We start from the raw sequence: 21,348 nt of genomic DNA, 5'->3' as shown, positions 1-21,348 counted from the left end.
CAACACGATCCGAAGCGGTCCTTGGGGCATGTCGGAAGCGTCGCTGGCGACGGGCAAGGGACAGGGTAGGAGTCGATCAGATCGGCACCGGCGGCAGAGTCAATTCTCGGTGGTTGCGTGCCCCCGCAACCAAATCGACAAGAAGCCCGCAGAGCGAAAGCTCGGCGGGCTTCTTGCTGTTTCCGGTCCTTTGCCGCTCGCGACGCTCTCCCGTGACCTGAGACCGGAAAGTTCCTCCAGGGAAAGGTAGAGTCCGTCATCGAGAGGAGACGGACGGATGAGACGCAGCCGGTTTAGCGAGGAGCAGATCATCGGCATCCTGAAGGAGCAGGATGCCGGCCAGAAGACGGCGGACGTGTGCCGCCGGCATGTCCGCGTGCGGCTGCGCGAGCTGTCGCGCCAGCGGCGGCGCTTCGGCTACCTGCGCGACGTCCTGGAGCGCATGGTGAACGGCTATCCCGCCAGCCGCCTCGCCGATCTGCTCCCCTGGAACTGGAAGCCCGCCGTCAACGCCTGATCCGGTGCAATCACGCTCCGCTTACGAACCAGAAGAAGCTGCGGCGGCTCTACACCGAGGAGAAGCTCCAGGTGCGCCGGCGCGGTGGACGCAAGCGCGCCTTGGGCACGCGGGCGCCGCTGGCGCTGCCGCAGGGCCCAAACCAGCGCTGGTCGTTGGACTTCATTGCCGACAGCTTCAGCGACGGGCGGCGCTTCCGGATCTTGGCCGTGGTGGATGACTTCACACGCGAGTGCCTGGCACTGGTGGCCGACACCTCGCTGTCCGGAGCCCGCGTCGCCCGTGAACTCGACACCCTGATCGCCCGGCGCGGCAAGCCGCTGCTGGTGGTGAGCGACAATGGGACGGAGCTGACCAGCACGGCAATCCTGCGCTGGGGCCAGGAGCACCGGATCGAGTGGCACTATATCGCCCCCGGCAAGCCGATGCAGAACGGCTTCGTGGAGAGCTTCAACGGGCGGCTTCGGGATGAATGCCTGAACGAGACGCTGTTCGCGTCGCTGCCTCATGCCCGATCCGTCCTGGCTGCCTGGAAGGAGGACTACAACCATGTCCGGCCGCACTCCGGTCTCGGCGGCGCCACGCCCGCCGAGGTCGCCGCAGCCGCATCGCAAGCCGGGCCGGGGCATGCCCCGGCCCGGCTTGCCATCACCGCCCGCTTCGGGCATCACAACTCACAGAGACTCTGCCAATGACCGGAGGAAACCTCGGTCTCAGGTCGCGCGCGCTGGCGCACTTCTGGGGTAAATTTGCATGATGCAGGTTTCGTCATGATGATCCCACTCTCTCAGAAGATGGGGCCTTCAGGAAACCCGCCGCGGTTCACTTCCGGCGCGTCCTGGATGGTCATCGGCTCCTTGGCTGGCGGCATGCCTATTCAGCCCCCCACGACCACAGAAAGTCCGCTCAACTTGATGGATACACCACTCAAGCCGACTGTTCAGGAAACGGTGGCTACCTTACTGCTTTTTAACCATTCTGCGGCCATCCTCTTGCGTATTGGAAACGACCCCTGGGGGCGGTGACCAAGGGAGAGATGAGGTGAAGATTCTCGTTGCCGACGATCACCCCCTGTTTCAGGAAGCGCTGGAGTTGTCGATCGGCTTCCAATGGCCTGATGCGGAATTCGTGTTCGTCGAAACGCTGGACGGTGAGGAACTGAAGACCGCACATGTCGCTGGGCGTTCTTTCGACCTGATCGTGCTGGACTGGAACATGCCCGGCATCGGTGACAGCGACCCGATCACGCGGCTGCGGGAAGTTGGGGTGCGCGGTCCCGTCGCGGTGGTGACCGGAGCCGAACGCCCGGCCATCGCCCTTGAGGCATTCCGCGTCGGTGCCTCGGCCTTCCTGCCCAAGACGACGCCACGCCGCATCCTCGGCCCTTCCTTGAAAGTCGTGGTCGAAGGAGGAACGACGGTGCCGGCGAGCATTCTGCTGGCTCTTGCCGGCGACGACCAGCCGAATGTTTCCGAAGACGAGGGTGGGGAGGCGGATGGCGCGGGAGAACAGGCTGCGCTGACCGACCGCGAACGGGATGTCTTCACCCTGCTATCCAACGGGGCGACCAATAAGGAAATCGCCCGGCAGCTCGATTTGGCCGAAGTGACGGTCAAATTCCATACACGCCGGATCTTCAGGAAGCTGGGCGCCCGCAACCGTGCCGATGCGGTGCGCCGCGCCCAGGAAACCGGCCTGCTCGACGGAAACGGAGCCTGACACGGTCGGGGTTCCACCCGCCAGGATGCAGGTCTTGAGACAAACTGCCGGATTCTTCATGCCCTATTCGCATGTCGACACCCAAAGAGCCGGCCAGTCGCTGTCGAGGCGGTTGATCCGGAATGCCGGCCTCACGGCGACGGTCCTCATGCTTGCCGTTTTCGGCGTCGCTCATTGGGTTGGCGCCGACATGCTCGACCGCATTTCCGAGGCGCGGGACGAAGCCCTGGCCCGTGAGGTGGTAGCGCGGGTGGCGGTCCTCCGCGCGCAATCGATGCAGAAGATCGACGTGCTCGGTGCCGCATTGGCGGCCCGTCACGAGACGCCGGGCTTCGGTGACGCCGCCCTGGACGCACTGTTGAAACACAGCTTCGATAGCATGCCCGAGCTTGGTCGGCTCTGGATCGTCGGCCGCCCGCTAGAGCCTGGCGCCATGCCGTCTCTCGCCGAGCTGGGGAGCATGGCAAAGCTCCTGGCGCGGGACGGGAACGGGCAGCCGGCCGGGCTAGGGGATGCCGACTACGACCTGATGCGCCGGGCGGTCGAGACCGGCCGCATCCAGTCGGTGGCGGTGCAGGCCACAGCGGCCGAGCCGTTTCCCGACAGGCTGTCGACGGTCGTCGTGCCGGTGGTCGTCGGCCATGAGGTGGCCGGCGTGATAGGTTACGACGCGCGGATGGTCACCTGGAACCGCATCGGCGAACAGATCGCCCCCAGGCTTCAGCCTTCTGGCACCGATCTGACGATCCTGTCGCGGAACGGGACATACCTGTTCCATCGCGACAAGTCGCTGCTCGGCAAGACGTTGTCTGCCGGAAGCGGCGATGAGGGGGCGGTATCCGCCGACGAGGCGGAGGCGCTGCGCTCCGGTACCGGCTTCTCCCATCTGCGCATCGGAGTGTCTGGAAAGATGGTCCGGCGCATCGGGATGTCGGTGCCCAACATGATCGGCGAATACCGGCACTATGTCGTCCTGGATGCGCCGCTGCCGGCGGCCCTGCTGGACATGCGCATGGCGCTGTTCGGGCTGTTCTGCCTGGCTTCCCTGGCGGTGTTCCTGCTTTTGCTGGGCCGGATGGTGCGGCGGATGGTCGGGGTTCCGCTGGAACAGATCCGCATCGGCATCCAATTGCTCGACCAGGGCCGCGACGAGGTCACACCGCCGTCAACGCTGCTGGAGCGCACCGACCAGATCGGCGACATCGCCCGGGTGACGGAGGCGCTGCGCCGCTCCCAGGGAGAGCGGCGGGAACTGCGCGAAATGGTCATCCGCAACGCCCGCGACGTCGAGCGCATGATATCGGCCATCGACGCCGCCTTGGACATGATCGTCGTGCTGGACATCGACCAGACCGTCATCTATGCCAATCAGGCCGCCTGCTCCCTGATGGGCGCGCGCGACCCGGACGCGTTGCTGGGACACCGGCTGAGCGCGCTGGAGGATCCGAACACCACCTTGCGCCGTGCCGAGCTGCGTCTGACCGACGCCCTGGAAAGCAAGGGGTTCTGGGAAGGGCTGTTCGAGAACTACCGCACCGTCTTCGGCGCCTGCGTCCAGGCGATGGAGGTCCGCTTCACCCGACGGCCCAACGGCGACATCGTCGTCATCGGCCGTGACGTGTCGGCCCGACAGGCAGCCGCCAGGGAAAAGGCCGATCTGGAACACCGCCTGTCGCAGCAGGACAAGATGGATGCGGTCGGGCGTCTGGCCGGCGGTATCGCCCATGACTTCAACAATTTGCTGGGCGCCATGACCGGTTATGCCGATTTCCTCGTCAGCGATCTGCCGGCGGGGAGCGCCCAACGCGACTACGCGGACCGCATACGGCGTGTCTGTAACCGTGCCAAGGACATGGTGCAGCAAATCCTAGCTTTCTCCCGCTCGGGCGAGGCCGTCCTGGCGAACACCAAGCCTGGCCGGGTCCTGGACGACGTCGCCATCCTGCTGCGGACCAGCATCCCGTCCACGGTTTCGCTGAAGGTCGATCTCACAGGCGATCTGCCGGACATCCGCGCCAACGCCACGCAACTCGTCCAGGTCCTGGTGAATCTCGCCATCAACGCCCGCGACGCGCTGCCTGAGGAGTCCGGCCGCATCACCGTCAGCGCCGGTGTCTGGAACGGCGAGAACGATCCCGCCTTCGGCTGCGGCCCGGGTTGGGTGACGAACAAGGCCCTGCCGCCGGCCAGCGGGCAGTGCCATGTCATGTTCGAGGTCGCAGACAATGGCAGCGGTATGAACGAAGAGGTGATCGTCAAAGCCTTCGATCCCTTCTACACCACCAAGGAACAGGGAAAGGGCACCGGGCTGGGACTGGCCGTGGTCATCGGCATCGTCGAGGCCCATCGCGGCGGTCTGGTGGTGTGCAGCCGCCCGCATTCCGGCACGATCCTGCGGGTCTTCATCCCCGCCAGCGACGACGGCGCGCCGGCCGTGGAAGAAGCGGAGCCGGTCGACCTGTCGCAGCTGCGGGCGAGGCGGCGATGCCGCATCCTGGTGGTCGACGATGAGGGGGACATGGGGGACATGGTGTCCGTCGGGCTGGAACGGATCGGCCATGAGGTGGCGGTCTGCGAGGATCCGCAGGATGCGATCGACGCCTTCGACGAAGATCCGGATGCCTTCCACATCGTCATCACCGACCAGACGATGCCCGGCATCAGCGGGGTGACCCTGATCCGTCGCCTGAAGGCGAAACGGCCGGAGCTGCCCTGCATCCTCTATACCGGCTACAGCCGGATGGTCGATCAGACCGTAGCCGCCACCGCCGGGGCCGATGCCTTCCTCCTGAAACCCGTACAGATGTCGGTCCTGGCGGAGACGGTTGAACGGCTGCTGGATACAACATCCGGGGCTACGCCCAACTGCGACGCGGCGACCGCGCACATCGCGGTTTGATTCCGAGGATGGTCCGACGTCCGATCCCGTCGGCGTCCGCAGTGCCGAACCCCGCGGGAGTGGTTTGACGGCTTTGCCGCGAGGAGTGGGCGCGCGGTCAGCCGGGATAGCGCAGGGTCAGACGGTTGACGCTGCTCTCACGCTCGAACAGAACCGACGGGAAGCATTGCGCGAGCAGCCAGAGGCCGCGTCCGTTCTCGGCGAACACGTCGGGCGGATTTGCGACCGCTTCCGCGGTCGCCTTGTTGAGATCGCGCTCGGGGGCGGCGCCGTCATCCTCCAGCACCAGCAGGATGCCGTCGCCGTCCAGTCGGCAGGACAGGGCGATGCTGCCGTCCCCGCGTCCCCGGCAGGCATGCTGGACGATGTTGTTGGCCGCTTCGGCGAGGCCGATCTGAAGCTTTGCCAGGTTGTCTTCGCCGATGCGAGGGACGAGCACTTGGCACAGCCCGTCCGACAGCAGGGGGACGTCTTCCAGGCGGCTGGCGATGGTCATCTGGAAAAGCATGGGCCCCCGCGCCGTGTGCATGTCACTCGGCAAAGCTGGCAATTGCGTCATCGCGGGTCTGCCGGACCGTCATGACCTGATCCATCCGGGTGAGGGAGAACATGGTCTGGACGGCCGGCTGTAACCCGCAGATGACCGGCCGGCCGTGCTTGTTGAGCCGCTTGACGACGGACACCAGCGCGCCGAGGCCACTGGAGTCGAGGAAGGTGACGTTGCCGAAGTCGATCACCACCCGGTCGGGGTTCCCTTCGATGTGCTGCAGGAATTCCTCGCGGAAACGAACCGCTTGCGCTGCATCCAGCCTCGGGCCGGAAGCCTCCAGCACAAGGACGGAGCCGACCGTATGTGTCTTGAGCATTGGCGTTTGTCCTGTCTTATCAATTGTCTTTTTTACGAATAGTCGTGATGGGTGGAACCGGCAAAAGTTTCGAAAGCGACGATGGAGACGTCATCGTCGAAGTTGCCGCCCTTGTGCCAGCTGTGCAGTTCGGTCTGGACCGTCGCGACCGAGCGCTCAAGGCAAACCGTGCGCGTCGTCTCGAGCACCCGGTACAGACGGTCCGGTCCGTAATGGGTCCCATCGGGGGAGGTGCATTCGGTGACGCCGTCGGAATAGAAGACCATGCGGTCTCCCGGCTCCAGCCGCACCTCAACCGTCTCATAGGCGGCATCAGGGAAGAGACCGACCGGAAAGCCGCCGTCGCCGACCGTCCTGGGCCGTCCCCCGGATGGCAGCACCACGGGGCTCGGATGTCCGGCCTGGCAGAAGCGCAGGATCCGTCCGCTGCGGTCCAGGATGCCGCAGATCATGGTGAAATAGTCCGAGATGCTGTCGTCGCATTGGAACTGCCGGTTCAGGTCGGCGACGACCGCATGGGGCTGCCGCGGCGTCATGTTGTCATGGCGTTCGACGAAGGCCTCGGCGGTCAGCAGGCGGCACAGCATCACCGACATCAACGCCGCACGGGCGCCGTGACCGGCAACGTCCAGCACATAGAAGGCCACGGAGCCGTCCGGCAGCATCTGGTAGTTATAGACGTCACCGGAAATCTCGGCGGAAGGCGCCAAGGCCGCGGCGAAGCGGGCCGCGCCCAACTCCAGCGACGGCTTGGGCAGAAGGCTGCGCTGGACGCGGGCTGCCGCCTCCATATCCTCTTGCAGGCGGCGATAGGCGGTGCGGAGCTTCTGGTTCGTCTGGGACAGCAGCATGTTGTTGCGTTGCATGCGCTGCTGCAGGTTCAAGATGCGTTCGGCCACCCGCAGCCTGGCCGCCAGCGTCGGCATGTCGACCGGCTTGTTCAGGAAGTCGTCGGCGCCGGCCGCCATCGCCTCCAGGAAATTTTCCTGCCCCTGCCGTGCCGTCAGCAACATGACGTGGATGTGGTTCGGGCGCGGCAGGTCGCGGATACGCCGGCACAGCTCCACACCGGTGATGCCCGGCATCATCCAATCGCTGATGACCAGAGAGATGCCGGGATCGGCCCGCAGGATCGCCAACGCCTCCCGGCCGTCGGAAGCCGGAACCACCTCGTAACCGAGCCGGACGAGTCCAGCCGCCAGCATGTCCCGCATGCAGGCGCTGTCGTCGACGCAGAGGACGCGCAGTTTGTCAGACATAGACGTTGTTTGCGTTGTTGTGGTGCAGGGGGTCGTCCAACAGCGTCGTGGAGCCGTCTCCGGCCGAGACGCCGGCCAGCAGGTCCGCGTCGAGGCCCAGGCCGCCCAGCGCCCCCCCCAGCCCATCCCCCATCAAGCCGTTCAGGGTGTGGTCAAGGAGGGCGGCCGCGCCGCTCAACAACTTAGAGGTTACCGAACCGTCCAGCCCGACGTCCAGCGTGATCGCCTGATGCGCCAGATCAATCATGTGACCGGCGCCGTCGAACAGGTCGACAGTGACCGACCGGCTGCCGCAATCGCTCGACGGATCGAGACGGATCGCCTTAAGGACGGTCTCGTAGACCGAGGCCGAGGCCGTGCCGCTCAGTGTCAGCGTGTGGGCGGCAGCGTCATAGCCGCCGCCGACCTGGATGCCGGTGCCGGCGATGACGAGATGCCCGGACGCATCGGTTTCGGTCCGCAGGCCGCCCAGCGACAGTAGGTCGCCGTCGTGGAAGCCGGCGTCAAGCGAGATGGTGGCGCCGGCCACCAGTTGCGTGCCGAGAACCGACAGGCTGAGGGACGGTGCGATGGCGACGCCGGCATCGATGCCGAAACCGCCGCCGAGATCCGGCAGGACGGTGACGTGCAGCGACCCGCTGGCCTGTACCGCCGCCAGACCGGCGATCGTGGCTGAGGCCGTCACCGTCAGGGTAAAGTCGTCGAGGCTGTCGGCCGGCGGGGTCAGGCGCAGACCGAGCAACTGGGCGGCCGTCAGGGTCCAGCTGCCGTCCTGGTTGTGGATGCCGGCCGACAGGCTCGCCCCGACCGGCAGGCCCGCGACGGTGAGGCTGACGTCGGCGGCGAGGCCGACCCCGGCCAAGCCGACCCCGAGGTCGAGCAGGGCCGAGCCATGTTCGACCACCGTCAGGTCGGGCAGCGAGAGGTTGGGAGGGGCGATCTCCGGCTGGATATGGACGGTCAGGGCGGCGCTGGTTTCCGCCAGCGACTGGTTGCAGGGACCGATGCCGCCGTCGAGGGCATGGGCGGTGACGGTCAGGTGGAGGTCGCCGGAGACGCTCCCCGCGGTGTGGAGCTTCAGTCCGGTGAGCTGGGCGGCGGTCAGGGTCCAGCTGCCGTCGCCGTTGTTCAGCCCGGCCGACAGGCTCGCCCCCGCCGGCAGTCCGGCGATGGTCACCGACAGCACTTCCGAGCCGTCGGTGTCGCCGAGCGCGGCGGTGATGCCCAGCGCGATGTCGTGGCCCTGGTGGCCGTTGCAGTCGGCGACCGTCAGCAGCGGCGCGTCGGCGACTGGCTTCACCGTCACCGACAGCGACCCGCTGGCCGAGGCCGGCGCGGCGGTGCCGTCCTTGGCGGTGGCCGTCACCGTCAGCGACAGCGTGCCCGCATAGTTGGCCGGCGGTGTCATGGTCAGGCCGACCAGATCGGCCTTGGTGAGGGCGTAGGCGCCGTTGCCGAGCGCGGTGCCGTGGTTGAGCGTCGCCCCGGCCGGCAAGCCGGAGATCTGCAGGCTGGTGATGGTCTCCGACCCGTCGATGTCGCCGGCGGCGGCGCCGATGGTCAGCGCGATCGGGCTGTCCTCGGCCCCGACCGCGGCGGGTAGGGCGAGGATTGGAGTGTCGGTGACCGGGGCGATGGTGATCGTCACCGGCTTCACCGTCACGCCGGCTCCGCCCAGCAGTTCGCTGGAGACGGCAGCGACGGTCAACGAGATCGTGCCGCTGAAATCCGGCGGCGGCAGGATGGACAGCCCGACCAGTTCCGCGGCGGTCAGCGTCCAGGCCCCGGTCAGCGGGTTGACGTGTCCGGCGCTGAGCCGGGCGCCGGCCGGAACGCCGGCGACGGTGAAGGAGAGGGATTCCGACCCGTCAAGGTCGATGAGGCTGCCGGAAATGCCGAGCGAGACCGGCTGGTCCTCGGTGCCGGAGATCGTCGCCCCGACGGTGAGGGTGGGAAGGTCGGCGACCGGGGTGACATGGACCGCCAGCGTCTTGTTGATGGTGATCAGTCCGCCGACCAGCTTGACCGTCGCACCCAGCTGGAAGTCGCCGGAATAGTTGGCGGGCATGGTGAGCGTCAGGCCGCTCAGCAGGCTGGCGCTGATGCTGCCGGCGCTGACGGCGACCCCGCCCGACGTCAGGGTGGCCCCGGACGGGATGCCGGTGAGAGCCACGGTGGCGATGCTGCCGAGGTTGAGCGACAGCAGCGTCGCTCCCAGGTTGATGCCGACGTCTTCGGTCCCGGTCGCCGCCACCTGCGAGGCGAGCGTGGCCAGAAGGGCGGCGCTCGGCGCGGCGACGCTGACGGTCAGCGCCTTCTGGACCGAGGCGACGGCGCCGTTCGCCTCCTGCGACACGGCGGTGACAGTGACCGGCAGGCTGCCGGAGAAACCGTAGGGCGGCGTCACCGTCAGGCCGGAGAGCTGGGAGGGCAGGACGGTCCAGGTGCCGTCGCCGTTGTCGATGCCCGCCGACAGGTGGGCGCCGGTGGCGACGCCGATGACGTAGTGGAGATGCTCGGTCCCGCTGGTGTCGGTCGGCGCGCCGGCGATGGTGAGCGGGATCGCCAAGGCATAGGCGCCCGCCGAGCCGGACACCGACAGGGTCGGCGCGTCGGCGACGCCGGCGACCTGGACGCCCAGCGTCGCCGAGACGCTCGCCCCGAGCTGGCTGCCGCCGAGGTTGACGGTGGCGCTCAGCGAATAGCTGCCCGAGAGGTCGTGCGGCGGGATCAGCGCCAGGCCGGCCAGCTGGGCCGGCGTCAGCAGGTAGGAGCCGTCCGCCAGCTTCACGCCGGCGCTGAGCGTGGCGTTGCCGACGCCGGTGACGACCACCGAGTCGATGGTGGCGGAGCCGAGCAGGGCGGTTAGCCCACCCAGCAGGTTCAGCGCCACCGGGGTGTCCTCGACCCCGGCGACGACGCCGAGATTGAGGGCCACGCCGGCGGAGATGCCGCCGCCGCCCGATGCGGTCACCGTCACCGGCACATGGACCGCGGCGCTCGCGGCGCTGTCGCCGTCGGCCTCGGTGGCGACCGCCCGGACCGTGAGGTCCATCACGCCGGTGTAGTGGCAGGGCGGGGTGATGGTCAGGTCGGCCAGCTGGTCGGCGCCGACCGTCCACACGGTGAAGCCGCCGGCCGAGCTGGTCAGAACGCCGTGCGACAGCCGTGCCCCGGCGGGGATGCCGGAGATCCGGACCGACACCGTTTCGGAATGGTCGATGTCCTGGCTGAGCGCCGACAGGTGGAGCGGGATGGCGGTATCGGCCGCTCCGCTGGACGCCGAAGTGGTGAGCAGCGGCGTGTCCGCCACCCCGGTCACCGTCACCGGCAGGCTCAGGCTGGTGCTGGCGCTGGCCCCGGCGGCGCCCGTCTCGGTCGAGCGCGCGGTGACGGACAGGGTGAAGCTGCCGCTGAAGTCCTTGGGCGGGGTGAGGGTGAGGCCGGAGAGCTGGGCGGCCGTCAGCGTCCAGGTTCCGTTGCCGTTGGCGGTCCCGGCCGAGAGCGTCGCCCCGGTCGGAACGCCGGAGACGATGACGCCGAGCGTCTCGGAACCGTCGATGTCGGCGAGATGGGCGGCGATGGTCAGGCCGATCGGCTGATCTTCGCGGCCGTAGGCCGGCAGCAGGGCGAGGCTGGGGGTGTCGGCTTCGGGAGCGAAGGTGACCGTCAGGGCTTCGGTCCGGCTCGCCTGGGTGCCGTTCACCGACGCGGTGGCGGTGACCGCCAAATTCAGGGTGCCGGAGAAATTGGCTGGCGGGGTCAGGGTGAGGCCCGAAAGTTGGGCGGGCGTCAGCGTCCAGCTGCCGTCGCCGTTGTCGGTGCCGGCGGAGAGCATGGCGCTGGTGGGCACGCCGCTGACGATGACGCTCAAAACCTCGCCGGCCGCTGGATGGGTCAGGCTGCTGGCGATGGTCAGCGCGATGGCATGATCCTCGATGCCGGCGGCGTTGGTGACGGAGAGGCTCGGCGTATCGGCTTCCGGAGTGACGGTGACCGTCAGGAGTCTGCTGCTATTCGCCTGGGTGCCGTTGATCGAAGCGGTGGCGGTGACCGTCAGGGCAATCGTGCCGGAGAAATCGGTCGGCGGGGTCAGCGTCAGGCCGGTGAGCTGGGCGGGCGTCAGCGTCCAGGTTCCGTTGCCATTGTCGGTGCCGGCGGAGAGCGTCGCTCCGGCCGGAACGCCGGCGATCACGACATTCAGCACTTCGCCGGCCGCCGGACTGGTCAGGGCGGCGGACAGGGTCAAGGCAACCGGATGATCCTCGCGGCCGACGGCGTTGGCGACCGAGAGGCTTGGTGCATCGGCTTCCGGAGTGACGGTGACCGTCAGGGCTTCGGTCCGGCTTGCCTGGGTGCCGTTGACCGACGAGGTGGCGGTGACCGTCAAGGCAATCGTGCCGGAGACATTGGCCGGCGGCGTCAGGGTGAGGCCTGTGAGCTGGCCCGGGGAGAGGGTCCAGGTGCCGTCGCCGTTGTCGGTGCCGGCGGAGAGCGTGGCGCCGGTGGGCACGCCGGAGATGAGGACGCTGAGCACTTCACCGGCGGCGGGGCTGACCAGACTGCTGGACAGGGTCAGCGCAATGGCATGATCCTCGACGCCGGCAGCATTGGTGACCGAGAGACTTGGTGCATCAGCTTCCGGAGCGACGGTGACCGTCAGGGCTTCGGTCCGGCTCGCCTGGGTGCCGTTCACCGATGCGGTGGCGGTGACCGTCAGGTTCAGCGTACCGGAGAAGTCGGCGGGCGGGGTCAGCGTCAGGCCGGTGAGCTGGGCGGACGTCAGCGTCCAGGTTCCGTCGCCGTTGTTGGTGCCGGCGGAGAGCATGGCGCCGGTGGGCACGCCGCTGACCGTGACGCTCAGAACCTCGCCGGCGGCCGGATGGGTCAGGCTGCTGGAGACGGTCAGCACGATGGCATGGTCCTCGATGCCCGTGGCGTTGGTGATCGAGAGGCTCGGCGCATCGGCTTCCGGGGTGACGGTGACCGTCAGCGTCTCCGTCCGGCTTGCCTGGGTGCCGTTCACAGACGCGGTGGCGGTGACGGTCAGGCTCAGGGTTCCGAAGAAGTCTGCCGGCGGCGTCAGGGTGAGGCCGGTGAGCTGGGCAGGCGTCAGCGTCCAGGTTCCGTCGCCGTTGTCGGTACCGGCGGAGAGCGTGGCGCCGGTGGGCACGCCGGAGATGAGGACGCTGAGCATCTCGCCGGGCATGGGGGTGGCGAGGGAAGCGGCGATGGCCAGGGCGACGGCATGGTCTTCGCTGCCGCTCGCATCGGCGAGGTTCAACAGCGGGGGCTCGGCGACTGCCGCTTCGGGAGCGATGGAGACGGTCAGCGTCTCCGTCCGGCTGGCCTGGGTGCCGTCGATGGCAGAGGTGGCGGTGATGGTCAGGGCAATCGTACCGGAAAAGTCGGCTGGCGGGGTCAGCGTCAGCCCGGTGAGCTGGGCGGACGTCAGCGTCCAGGTACCGTCGCCGTTGTGGGTACCGGCGGAGAGCGTCGCACCGGCGGGGACGCCGGCGATGACGATGTCCAGCACCTCGCCGGCCGCCGGATGGATCAGGCTTCCGGCAATGGTCAGGACGACCGGCTGATCTTCGGTGCCGAAGGCGTCAGCCACGGTCAGGTTCGGCGCGTCGGCCTCTGCCGTCACGGTGACGGCAAGCGTCTCTGTCCGGCTGGCCTGGGTGCCGTTGACCGATGCGGTGGCGGTGACGGTCAGGTTCAGCGTGCCGGAGAAGTCGGCCGGCGGGGTCAGCGTCAGGCCGGTGAGCTGGGCGGCCGACAGAGTCCAGGTACCATCGCCGTTGTCGGTACCGGCGGAGAGCACGGCACCTGCGGGGATACCGGCAATGACGACACTCAGCACCTCCCCGGTTGCTGGGTTGGTCAGGCTGCTGGAGAGGGTCAGCGCGACGGCATGATCCTCGACGTCGGCGGCGTCAGCCACGGTCAGGCTCGGTGCGTCGGCGTCCGGAGTGACGGTGACGGTCAGCGCCTCCGTCCGACTGGCTTGCGTGCCGTTGACCGACGAGATGGCGGTGATGGTCAGAGCCAAGCTGCCGGAGAAATCGGCGGGTGGCGTCAGCGTCAGGCCGGTGAGCTGGGCGGCCGACAGAGTCCAGGTACCATCGCCGTTGTCGGTACCGGCGGAGAGCGTCGCGCCAGCGGGGACGCCAGCGACGACGATGCCCAGCATTTCACCGGCCGCTGGAGCGGTCAGGCTGCTGGAAAGAGTCAAGGCGACGGCATGATCCTCGATGCCGACAGCATCAAGCACAGACAGGCTCGGCGCGTCGGCGTCCGGAGCGACGGTGACGGTCAACGTCTCGGTCCGGCTGGCCTGGGTGCCGTTCACGGACGAAGTGGCGGTGACCGTCAGGGCAATCGTGCCGGAGACGTCGGCGGGCGGAGTCAGCGTCAGGCCGGTGAGTTGGGCTGCGGACAGGGTCCAGGTTCCGTCACCATTGTCGATACCGGCGGAAAGCATGGCGCCGGTGGGCACGCCGGCGATGACGATGCTCAGCACTTCTCCGGCCGCCGGGTTGGTGAGGCTGCCGGAGACGGTCAGGGCGATGGCATGATCTTCGATGCCGGTGGCGTCGGCGACCGAAAGGCTCGGTGCATCCGCTTCCGCAGCAACCGTGACGGTCAGTGTCTCCGTCCTGCTGGCCTGGGCGCCGTTGATCGAAGAGGTGGCCGTGACGGTCAGAGCGATCGTGCCGGAGAAATCGGCCGGCGGGGTCAAGGTGAGGCCGGTGAGCTGGGCTGCGGAGAGTGTCCAGGTACCGTCGCCGTTGTCGATGCCGGCGGAGAGCATGGCACCGGCGGGTACGTCGGCGATGACGACGCTCAGCACTTCGCCGGCCGCCGGTGTGGTCAGGCTGGCGGACAGGCTCAAGGCAACGGGCAGATCTTCGGTTCCTGCAGCATCGGCGACCGACAGGCTCGGCGTATCGGCGTCCGGATTGACGGTGACGGTCAACGTCTCCGTCCTGCTGGCCTGGGTGCCGTTGACCGAGGAGGTGGCGGTGATGGTCAGAGCGATCGTGCCGGAGAAATCGGCCGGCGGGGTCAGCGTCAGGCCCGAGAGCTGGGCGGACGTCAGCGTCCAGGTGCCGTCGCCGTTGTCGGTACCGGCGGAGAGCGTTGCACCGGCGGGGATGCCGGCGATGACGACGCTCAGCACCTCGCCGGCCGCCGGATAGATCAGGCTTCCGGCGATGGTCAGGGCGACCGGCTGGTCTTCGGTGCCGACGGCATCAGCCACGGCTAGGCTCGGCGCATCGGCCTCCGCCGTCACGGTGACGGTCAGTGTCTCCGTCCGGCTGGCCTGCGTCCCGTTCACCGATGCTGTGGCGGTGACCGTCAGGTTCAGCGTGCCGGAGAAATCGGCCGGTGGCGTCAGCGTCAGGCCGGCGAACTGGGCAGCGGACAGAGTCCAAGTGCCATCACCGTTGTCGATTCCGGCTGAGAGCATCGCACCGGCAGGCACATCGGCAACGACGACACTCAGCACCTCGCCGGTTGCTGGGTCGGCGAGGCTGGAGGACAAGTTTAGGGTGATCGGCTGATCTTCGCTGCCGGTGGCGTCGGCGACCGACAGGCTCGGTGCGTCGGCCTCGGGAGTGACGGTGACGGTCAACGTCTCGGTCCGGCTGGCCTGGGTGCCGTTGATCGTGGAGGTGGCGGTGACGGTCAGCGCCAGGGTGCCGGAGAAATCGGCCGGCGGGGTCAGGGTCAGCCCGGTGAGATGGGCGGGTGACAGGGTCCAGGTACCGTCGCCGTTGTCGGTGCCGGTGGAGAGCGTTGCACCGGCGGGGACACCGGCGATGACGACGTTCAACACCTCGCCGGCCGCCGGAACGGTCAGGCTGCTGGCGATGGTCAGGGCGATCGGCTGGTCTTCGCTGCCTGTGGCGTTGCCGACCGACAGGCTCGGTGCGTCGGCGTCTGGAGTGACGGTGACGGTAAACGTCTCCGACCGGCTGGCTTGCGTGCCGTTTACCGAGGAAGTGGCGGTGATGGTCAGAGCCAAGCTGCCGGAGAAATCAGCGGGCGGGGTCAGCGCCAGGCCGGTGAGTTGGGCGGGCGTCAGCGTCCAGGTCCCGTCGCCGTTGTCGGTACCCGCCGAGAGCGTCGCACCATTGGGCAGGCCGGCGATGACGACGTTCAACACTTCGCCGGCTGCCGGATTGGTGAGGCTGCTGGAGACGGTCAGCGCGACGGCATGATCCTCGATGCCGGTGGCGTTGGTGATCGAGAGGCTCGGCGCATCGGCTTCCGGGGTGACGGTGACCGTCAGCGCCTCCGTCCGGCTTGCCTGGGTGCCGTTCACAGACGCGGTGGCGGTGACGGTCAGCGTCAGGCTTCCGGAGAAGTCTGCCGGCGGCGTCAGGGTGAGGCCGGCGAGCTGGGCAGGCGTCAGCGTCCAGGTTCCGTCGCCGTTGTCGGTACCGGCAGAGAGCGTCGCACCGTTCGGGAGGCCGCCGACGACGATGCTCAGCATCTCGCCGGGCATGGGGGTGGCGAGGGAAGCGGCGATGGTCAGGGCGACGGCATGGTCTTCGCTGCCGCTCGCATCGGCGAGGTTCAACAGCGGGGGCTCGGCGACTGCCGCTTCGGGAGCGATGGAGACGGTCAGCGTCTCCGTCCGGCTGGCCTGGGTGCCGTCGATGGCAGAGGTGGCGGTGATGGTCAGGGCAATCGTACCGGAAAAGTCGGCTGGCGGGGTCAGCGTCAGCCCGGTGAGTTGGGCGGACGTCAGCGTCCAGGTCCCGTCGCCGTTGTCGGTTCCGGCGGAGAGCGTCGCACCGGCGGGGACGCCAGCGATGACGATGTCCAGCACCTCGCCGGCCGCCGGATGGATCAGACTTCCGGCAATGGTCAGGGCGACCGGCTGGTCTTCGGTGCCGAAGGCGTCAGCCACGGTCAGGTTCGGCGCGTCGGCCTCTGCCGTCACGGTAACGGTCAACGTCTCGGTCCGGCTGGCCTGGGTGCCGTTCACTGAGGCGGTAGCCGTGACGGTCAGGGCAATCGTACCGGAAAAGTCGGCTGGCGGGGTCAGCGTCAGCCCGGTGAGCTGGGCGGACGTCAGCGTCCAGGTCCCGTCGCCGTTGTCGGTACCCGCCGAGAGCGTCGCGCCATTGGGCAGGTCGGCAATGACGACACTCAGCACCTCCCCGGTTGCTGGGTTGGTCAGGCTGCTGGAGAGGGTCAGTTCGACAGCATGATCCTCGACACCGGCGGCGTTAGCCACGGTCAGGCTCGGTGCGTCGGCGTCTGGAGTGACGGTGACGATCAATGTCTCCGTCCGGCTTGCCTGGGTGCCGTTGACCGACGAGGTGGCGGTGACGGTCAGAGCAAAGCTGCCGGAGAAATCGGCCGGCGGTGTCAGGGTCAAGCCGGTGAGCTGAACGGCCGAGAGAGTCCAGGTTCCGTCGCCATTGTCGGTGCCGGCGGAGAGCATGGCACCGACGGGAACGCCGGCGATGACGATGCTCAGCGCTTCACCCATTACCGGCGAGACGAGCGCTGCGCCGATGGTCAGGGCAACAGTGTGATCCTCGACACCCGTTGCATTGGCGATGGACAGGCTCGGTGCGTCGGCCTCCGGAGTGACGGTGACGGTAAGCGCCTCCGTCCGGCTGGCTTGCATGCCGTTCACAGACGCGGTGGCGGTGACGGTCAGGTTCAGCGTGCCGGAGAAATCGGCCGGCGGGGTCAGGGTGAGGCCGGCAAGCTGGGCTGCGGACAGAGTCCAGGTGCCATCGGCGTTGTCGATTCCGGCGGAGAGCATCGCACCGGGGGGCACGCCGGTGATGACGACGCTCAACACCTCGCCGGCCGCCGGGTTGGTCAGGCTACTGGCAATGGTCAAAGTGATCGGCTGGTCTTCGGCGCCTGCGGCACTGGCAACCGACAGGTTTGGCGCGTCGGCTTCCGGGTCGACGGTGACGGTCAATGTCTCCGTCCGGCTTGCCTGGGTGCCGTGGACGGAGGAGGTGGCGGTGACGCTCAGCGTCAAGCTGCCGGAGAAATCGGCCGGCGGGGTCAGGGTGAGACCAGCGAGTTGGCTGCTGGAGAGTGTCCAGGTTCCATCGCCATTGTCTGTACCGGCAGAGAGCGCCGCACCGGTGGGGATGCCGGCGATGACGACGCTCAGCACCTCACCGACCGCCGGAGCGATCAGGCTGCTGGAAAGAACCAGGGAAACGGCCTGATCCTCAAGGCCGGCAGCATCGAGCACAGCCAAGGTTGGCGCGTCGGCTTCCGGAGTGACTGTGACGGTCAGCGTCTCGGTCTGGCTGGCCTGGGTGCCGTTGACCAAAGCGGTGGCGGTGACGGTCAGGTTCAGGGTTCCGGAGAAGTCTGCCAGCGGCGTCAGGGTCAGGCCGGTGAGCTGAGCTGCGGACAGGGTCCAGGTGCCATCGCCATTGTCGGTTCCGGCGGAAAGCATGGCACCATTCGGGATGCCGCCGATGACGATGCTGAGCAATTCGCCAGGGGACGGGCTGATCAGGCTACTGGAGATGGTCAGAGCGACGGCATGGTCCTCGACGCCGGTGGCATCAGCCACAGAAAGGCTCGGTGCGTCGGCCTCGGGAGTGACGGTGACGGTCAGCGTCTCCGTGCGGCTGGCCTGGGTGCCGTTGACGGTGGAGGTGGCCGTGACCATCAAGGCGATCGTGCCGGAAAAATCAGCCGGCGGGGTCAGGGTGAGGCCCGAGAGCTGAGCCGGCGTCAGCGTCCAGGTCCCGTCGCCGTTGTCGGTTCCGGCGGAGAACATCGCACCGGGGGGCACGCCGGCGATGACGACGCTCAACACCTCGCCGGCCGTCGGGTTGGTCAGGCTGCTGGCAATGGTCAAAGTGATCGGCTGGTCTTCGGTGCCGGTGGCACCGGTAACCGACAGGTTTGGCGCGTCGGCTTCCAGATCGACGGTGACGGTCAACGTCTCGGTCTGGCTGGCCTGGGTGCCGTTCACCGATGCTGTGGCTATGACCGTTAGGTTCAGCGTACCGGAGAAGTCGGCCGGCGGCGTCAGAGTGAGGCCGGCAAGCTGGGCGGCCGACAGTGTCCAGGTGCCGTCACCATTGTCGATGCCGGCGGAAAGCATTGTACCGGCGGGCATACCGGCGATCACGACGTTCAGCACTTCGCCGGCCGCCGGATGGGTCAGGCTGCTGGCAATGGTCAGCGCGATGGCGTGATCCTCGACACCCGTTGCATCCGCGACCGACAGGCTCGGGGCATCGGCTTCCGGAGCGATGGTGACGGTCAGTGCCTCCGTCCGGCTTGCCTGGGTGCCGTTGACGGCGGAGGTGGCCGTGACCGTCAACGCGATCGTGCCGGAAAAATCGGCCGGCGGGGTCAGGGTCAGGCCGGTGAGCTGGGCGGGGGTCAGGGTCCAGCTGCCGTCGGCGTTCTGGGTTCCGGCGGAGAGAGCCGCCCCGGCGGGCACGCTGCCGATGACGATGGTCAGCACCTCGCCGGCCGCCGGGGTGGCGAGCGACGTGGCAATGGTCAGGGGTACGGCATGGTCCTCGGTGCCGGTGGCATTGCTCACGGCGAGAGCCGGTTCATCGGCCGCCGCCGGCGGAGCGACGGAGACGGTCAAGGTTCCGCTGCGGCTGACCTCGGTGCCGTTGAGGGACGAGGTTGCGGTGACGGTCAGGGCAAGCGTGCCGGAGAAGCCGGCGGGCGGCGTCAGGGTGAGGCCGGCGAGCTGGCCGGCGGACAGGGTCCAGGTTCCGTCGCCGTTGTCGGTGCCGGCGGAAAGTGTCGCCCCGGCTGGCACGCCACCGATGACCACGCCGAGCGTTTCTCCGGCGGCCGGGCTGACCAGACTGCTGGACAGGGTCAGCGCAATCGCCTGGTCGCCGGTGCCGGCGGCATCAGCGACCGACAGGTCGGGCGCGTCGGCCACGGCCGTCACGGTGACGGCCAACGTCTCCGTCCGGCTGGCCTGGGTGCCGTTGACCGTGGAGGTGGCGGTGACGGTCAGGTTCAGCGTGCCGGCGAAATTGGCGGGCGGGGTCAGGGTGAGACCGGCCAGTTGGGACGGGGAGAGGGTCCAGGTGCCGTTGCCGTTGTCGGTGCCGGCGGAAAGCACCGCACCGGCCGGGACGCCGCCGATAACGATGGCCAGCGCCTTGCCGGCTGCCGGGTTGGTCAACCCGGCGGACAGCGTCAGGGTGACCGGCTGGTCTTCGGCGCCGGTGGCGGCGGTGACCGACAGGCTCGGCGCGTCGGCTTCCGGAGCGACGGCGAGGGTCAGCGTGCCCGTCCGGCTTGCCTGGGTGCCATTCACGGAGGACGTGGCCGTGACGGTCAGTGCAAGCGTGCCGGAGAAGTCGGCCGGCGGCGTCAGGGTCAGGCCGGCGAGCTGGGCGGCGGACAGAGTCCAGGTTCCGTCGCCGTTCGCGGTCCCGGCGGAGAGGGTCGCACCGGCCGGAACGCCGCCGATCACCATGCTCAGAACCTCTCCCGCGGCGGGCGTGACCATGGCGGCGGCGATGCCCAGGGAGATCGGCTGGCCTTCGCCGCCGGTGGCATTGGTCAGGGTCAGCGTCGGGGCATCGGCCTGGGGGGAGACGGTGACCGACAGCACGCCCGAGGAGGTCGCCTGGCGTCCCGAGCCGTCGGTGGAGACGGCGGTGACGTTCAGGCCGATCGTGCCGGCGTAGTCCGGCGGCGGCAGCAGCATGAGGCCCGGCAGATCGGCCTGAGACAGGCTCCAGGTGCCGTTGCCGAGATCGACGCCTGCCGACAGCGACGCTCCCGGCGGAAGGCCGGCGACCGTCACGGCGGTCGTGGAGCCGGCGGTGCCGGCCGAGAGGCCGATCGTCAGGGCCAGCGGCGAATCCTCGGCACCGCTGCCCGCGGTGATCTCCAGGGTCGGCGCGACCGGTGCCGGGTCCGCGCCGGAGGAGCCGCCTCCGGAGGGGCCGGTTCCCGTGGAGCTGTCCCCGCCGGAACCGCCGCCGGTCGGTGTGGTCGCCGGTCCGTCGGTCGTGCCGCCGCCTGTCCCGCCTCCCGTCCCGCTGGAGGGCGGAGCATCGGTGATCGGCCCCTCGGTCGTGGAGGGCGAGGACGGGGCGGTGGTGGCCGTGGTCGTGGGAGTGGTCGTTGCGGGTGTCGGTCCCGGGCCGGCCGGGCTGTCGACCGTCGGCGTGACCGTGCCTCCGGTGGTGCCGGTGCCGCTGTCTGTGCCAGTGCCTGTTCCGGCGGTGCCCGTACCGGTGATGACCGTTCCAGTCGTATCCCCGCTGCCCTGGTTCGTCGTGGCGGTGACGGGCGCGGTCATCTGGTCCTGGTTCGCTACGACTGTGTTCGCCACGACCGCGTTCGTCATGGCCGGATTGGTCATGGATTGCATGGCGGCGGTGAGGGCGGAGGCGTCGGCGGAAGCCACTTCGTTGCCGGAGGCGCCCGTGCCGGCGGGGATGCTCGCCGCGGCCTCGCCGGAGGTGGCCCGGGACACGGCCTCCTCCCCGGCGCCGCCGAACTCGGGCATGACGGCGACCGGCACCGCGATGGGGATCGCCGACAGGGACGCTGCGATGCCGTCGGCAGACGGAGCGCCGAACTCCGGGGCGATTGCCGAGGGACCATCGGCAACCTGCCGGGTCTCCGCCGCCGGCGCCGTCTGCGCCCCGCCGCCGGCCGCGGCCGCGGTCCAGGGCCGTGCGGAACCCGGCCCCGCGCCGGCGGAGACTGCCTGGGCGGCGGTCGTTCCGGCGCCGACGGACCTCAGGGTGTCGGCGGCCACGGCCTGGGGGTTGACGGCCTCCTGCCCCGCGGTGACCGGATCGGTCCGGCTGCCGCTGTGCAGGTTGGTCAAGGCGTCGGGGATGTCGCGGCGGGGTTCCGCCGGCGGGAGGTTGGGCCGCTCCAGGGCGCCCAGGCGCTGGGGGGCGAGCGCTTCCGCCGCCGTGCTTTCGGTCGCCGCGCGGGCCGCTTCTCCCTGGGTCGGGGAGGAGGCCGGAGTTGCGGAGGGAGAGGCCTTGTCGGTGGTGGTCTCGGCCATGACGGGTCCTGTGCGGCGAAAGGGCGGGGGAGAAGGCGGTGCGGCGTGGGCGGGAAGCC

At 68.7% G+C, this 21,348-nt stretch carries 6 protein-coding genes and 1 pseudogene; 3 read left to right on the top strand and 4 right to left on the bottom strand.

Going from position 1 to position 21,348, the window contains the following annotated elements; translation table 11 throughout:
* Positions 1-277 precede the first annotated feature (277 nt).
* From ACWPN8_RS16685 to ACWPN8_RS16675, 3 genes and pseudogenes are all read left to right on the top strand, one after another.
* Positions 278-1,212: pseudogene (locus ACWPN8_RS16685) on the top strand (IS3 family transposase).
* Positions 1,213-1,558: 346 nt separating this feature from the next.
* Positions 1,559-2,236 carry a LuxR C-terminal-related transcriptional regulator gene (locus ACWPN8_RS16680; RefSeq protein ID WP_492241500.1) on the top strand — a complete coding sequence of 226 codons (678 nt, stop codon included), beginning with the start codon at positions 1,559-1,561 and terminating at the stop codon, positions 2,234-2,236.
* Between the two features lie 58 nt (positions 2,237-2,294).
* Positions 2,295-5,135 carry a hybrid sensor histidine kinase/response regulator gene (locus ACWPN8_RS16675; RefSeq protein ID WP_492241499.1) on the top strand — a complete coding sequence of 947 codons (2,841 nt, stop codon included), beginning with the start codon at positions 2,295-2,297 and terminating at the stop codon, positions 5,133-5,135.
* Between the two features lie 97 nt (positions 5,136-5,232).
* Here ACWPN8_RS16675 and ACWPN8_RS16670 read toward each other — a convergent pair whose 3' ends face one another.
* Genes ACWPN8_RS16670 through ACWPN8_RS16655 form a run of 4 tightly spaced genes read right to left on the bottom strand, consistent with a single transcriptional unit; the run spans position 5,233 to position 21,289 of the window.
* Positions 5,233-5,643 (bottom strand): ATP-binding protein, encoded by a 411-nt coding sequence (locus ACWPN8_RS16670; protein ID WP_492241498.1) that lies wholly within the window; start codon positions 5,641-5,643, stop codon positions 5,233-5,235.
* 22 nt (positions 5,644-5,665) lie between these two features.
* The gene (locus tag ACWPN8_RS16665) at positions 5,666-6,001 is read right to left on the bottom strand and encodes an STAS domain-containing protein (RefSeq protein ID WP_492241497.1); all 336 of its coding nucleotides are present in this window, start codon (positions 5,999-6,001) and stop codon (positions 5,666-5,668) included.
* Positions 6,002-6,033: 32 nt separating this feature from the next.
* The gene (locus ACWPN8_RS16660; RefSeq protein ID WP_492241496.1) at positions 6,034-7,260 is read right to left on the bottom strand and encodes a PP2C family protein-serine/threonine phosphatase; all 1,227 of its coding nucleotides are present in this window, start codon (positions 7,258-7,260) and stop codon (positions 6,034-6,036) included.
* Positions 7,253-21,289 carry a beta strand repeat-containing protein gene (locus ACWPN8_RS16655; RefSeq protein ID WP_492241495.1) on the bottom strand — a complete coding sequence of 4,679 codons (14,037 nt, stop codon included), beginning with the start codon at positions 21,287-21,289 and terminating at the stop codon, positions 7,253-7,255. Before ACWPN8_RS16655 ends, ACWPN8_RS16660 begins: the two co-directional genes overlap by 8 nt.
* Positions 21,290-21,348: the final 59 nt, after the last annotated feature.

Source organism: Azospirillum sp. UENF 112521 (assembly GCF_058780665.1).
The sequence above is the reverse complement of the archived record's forward strand: the minus strand, read 5'-3'. Positions and strand labels throughout refer to the sequence as shown.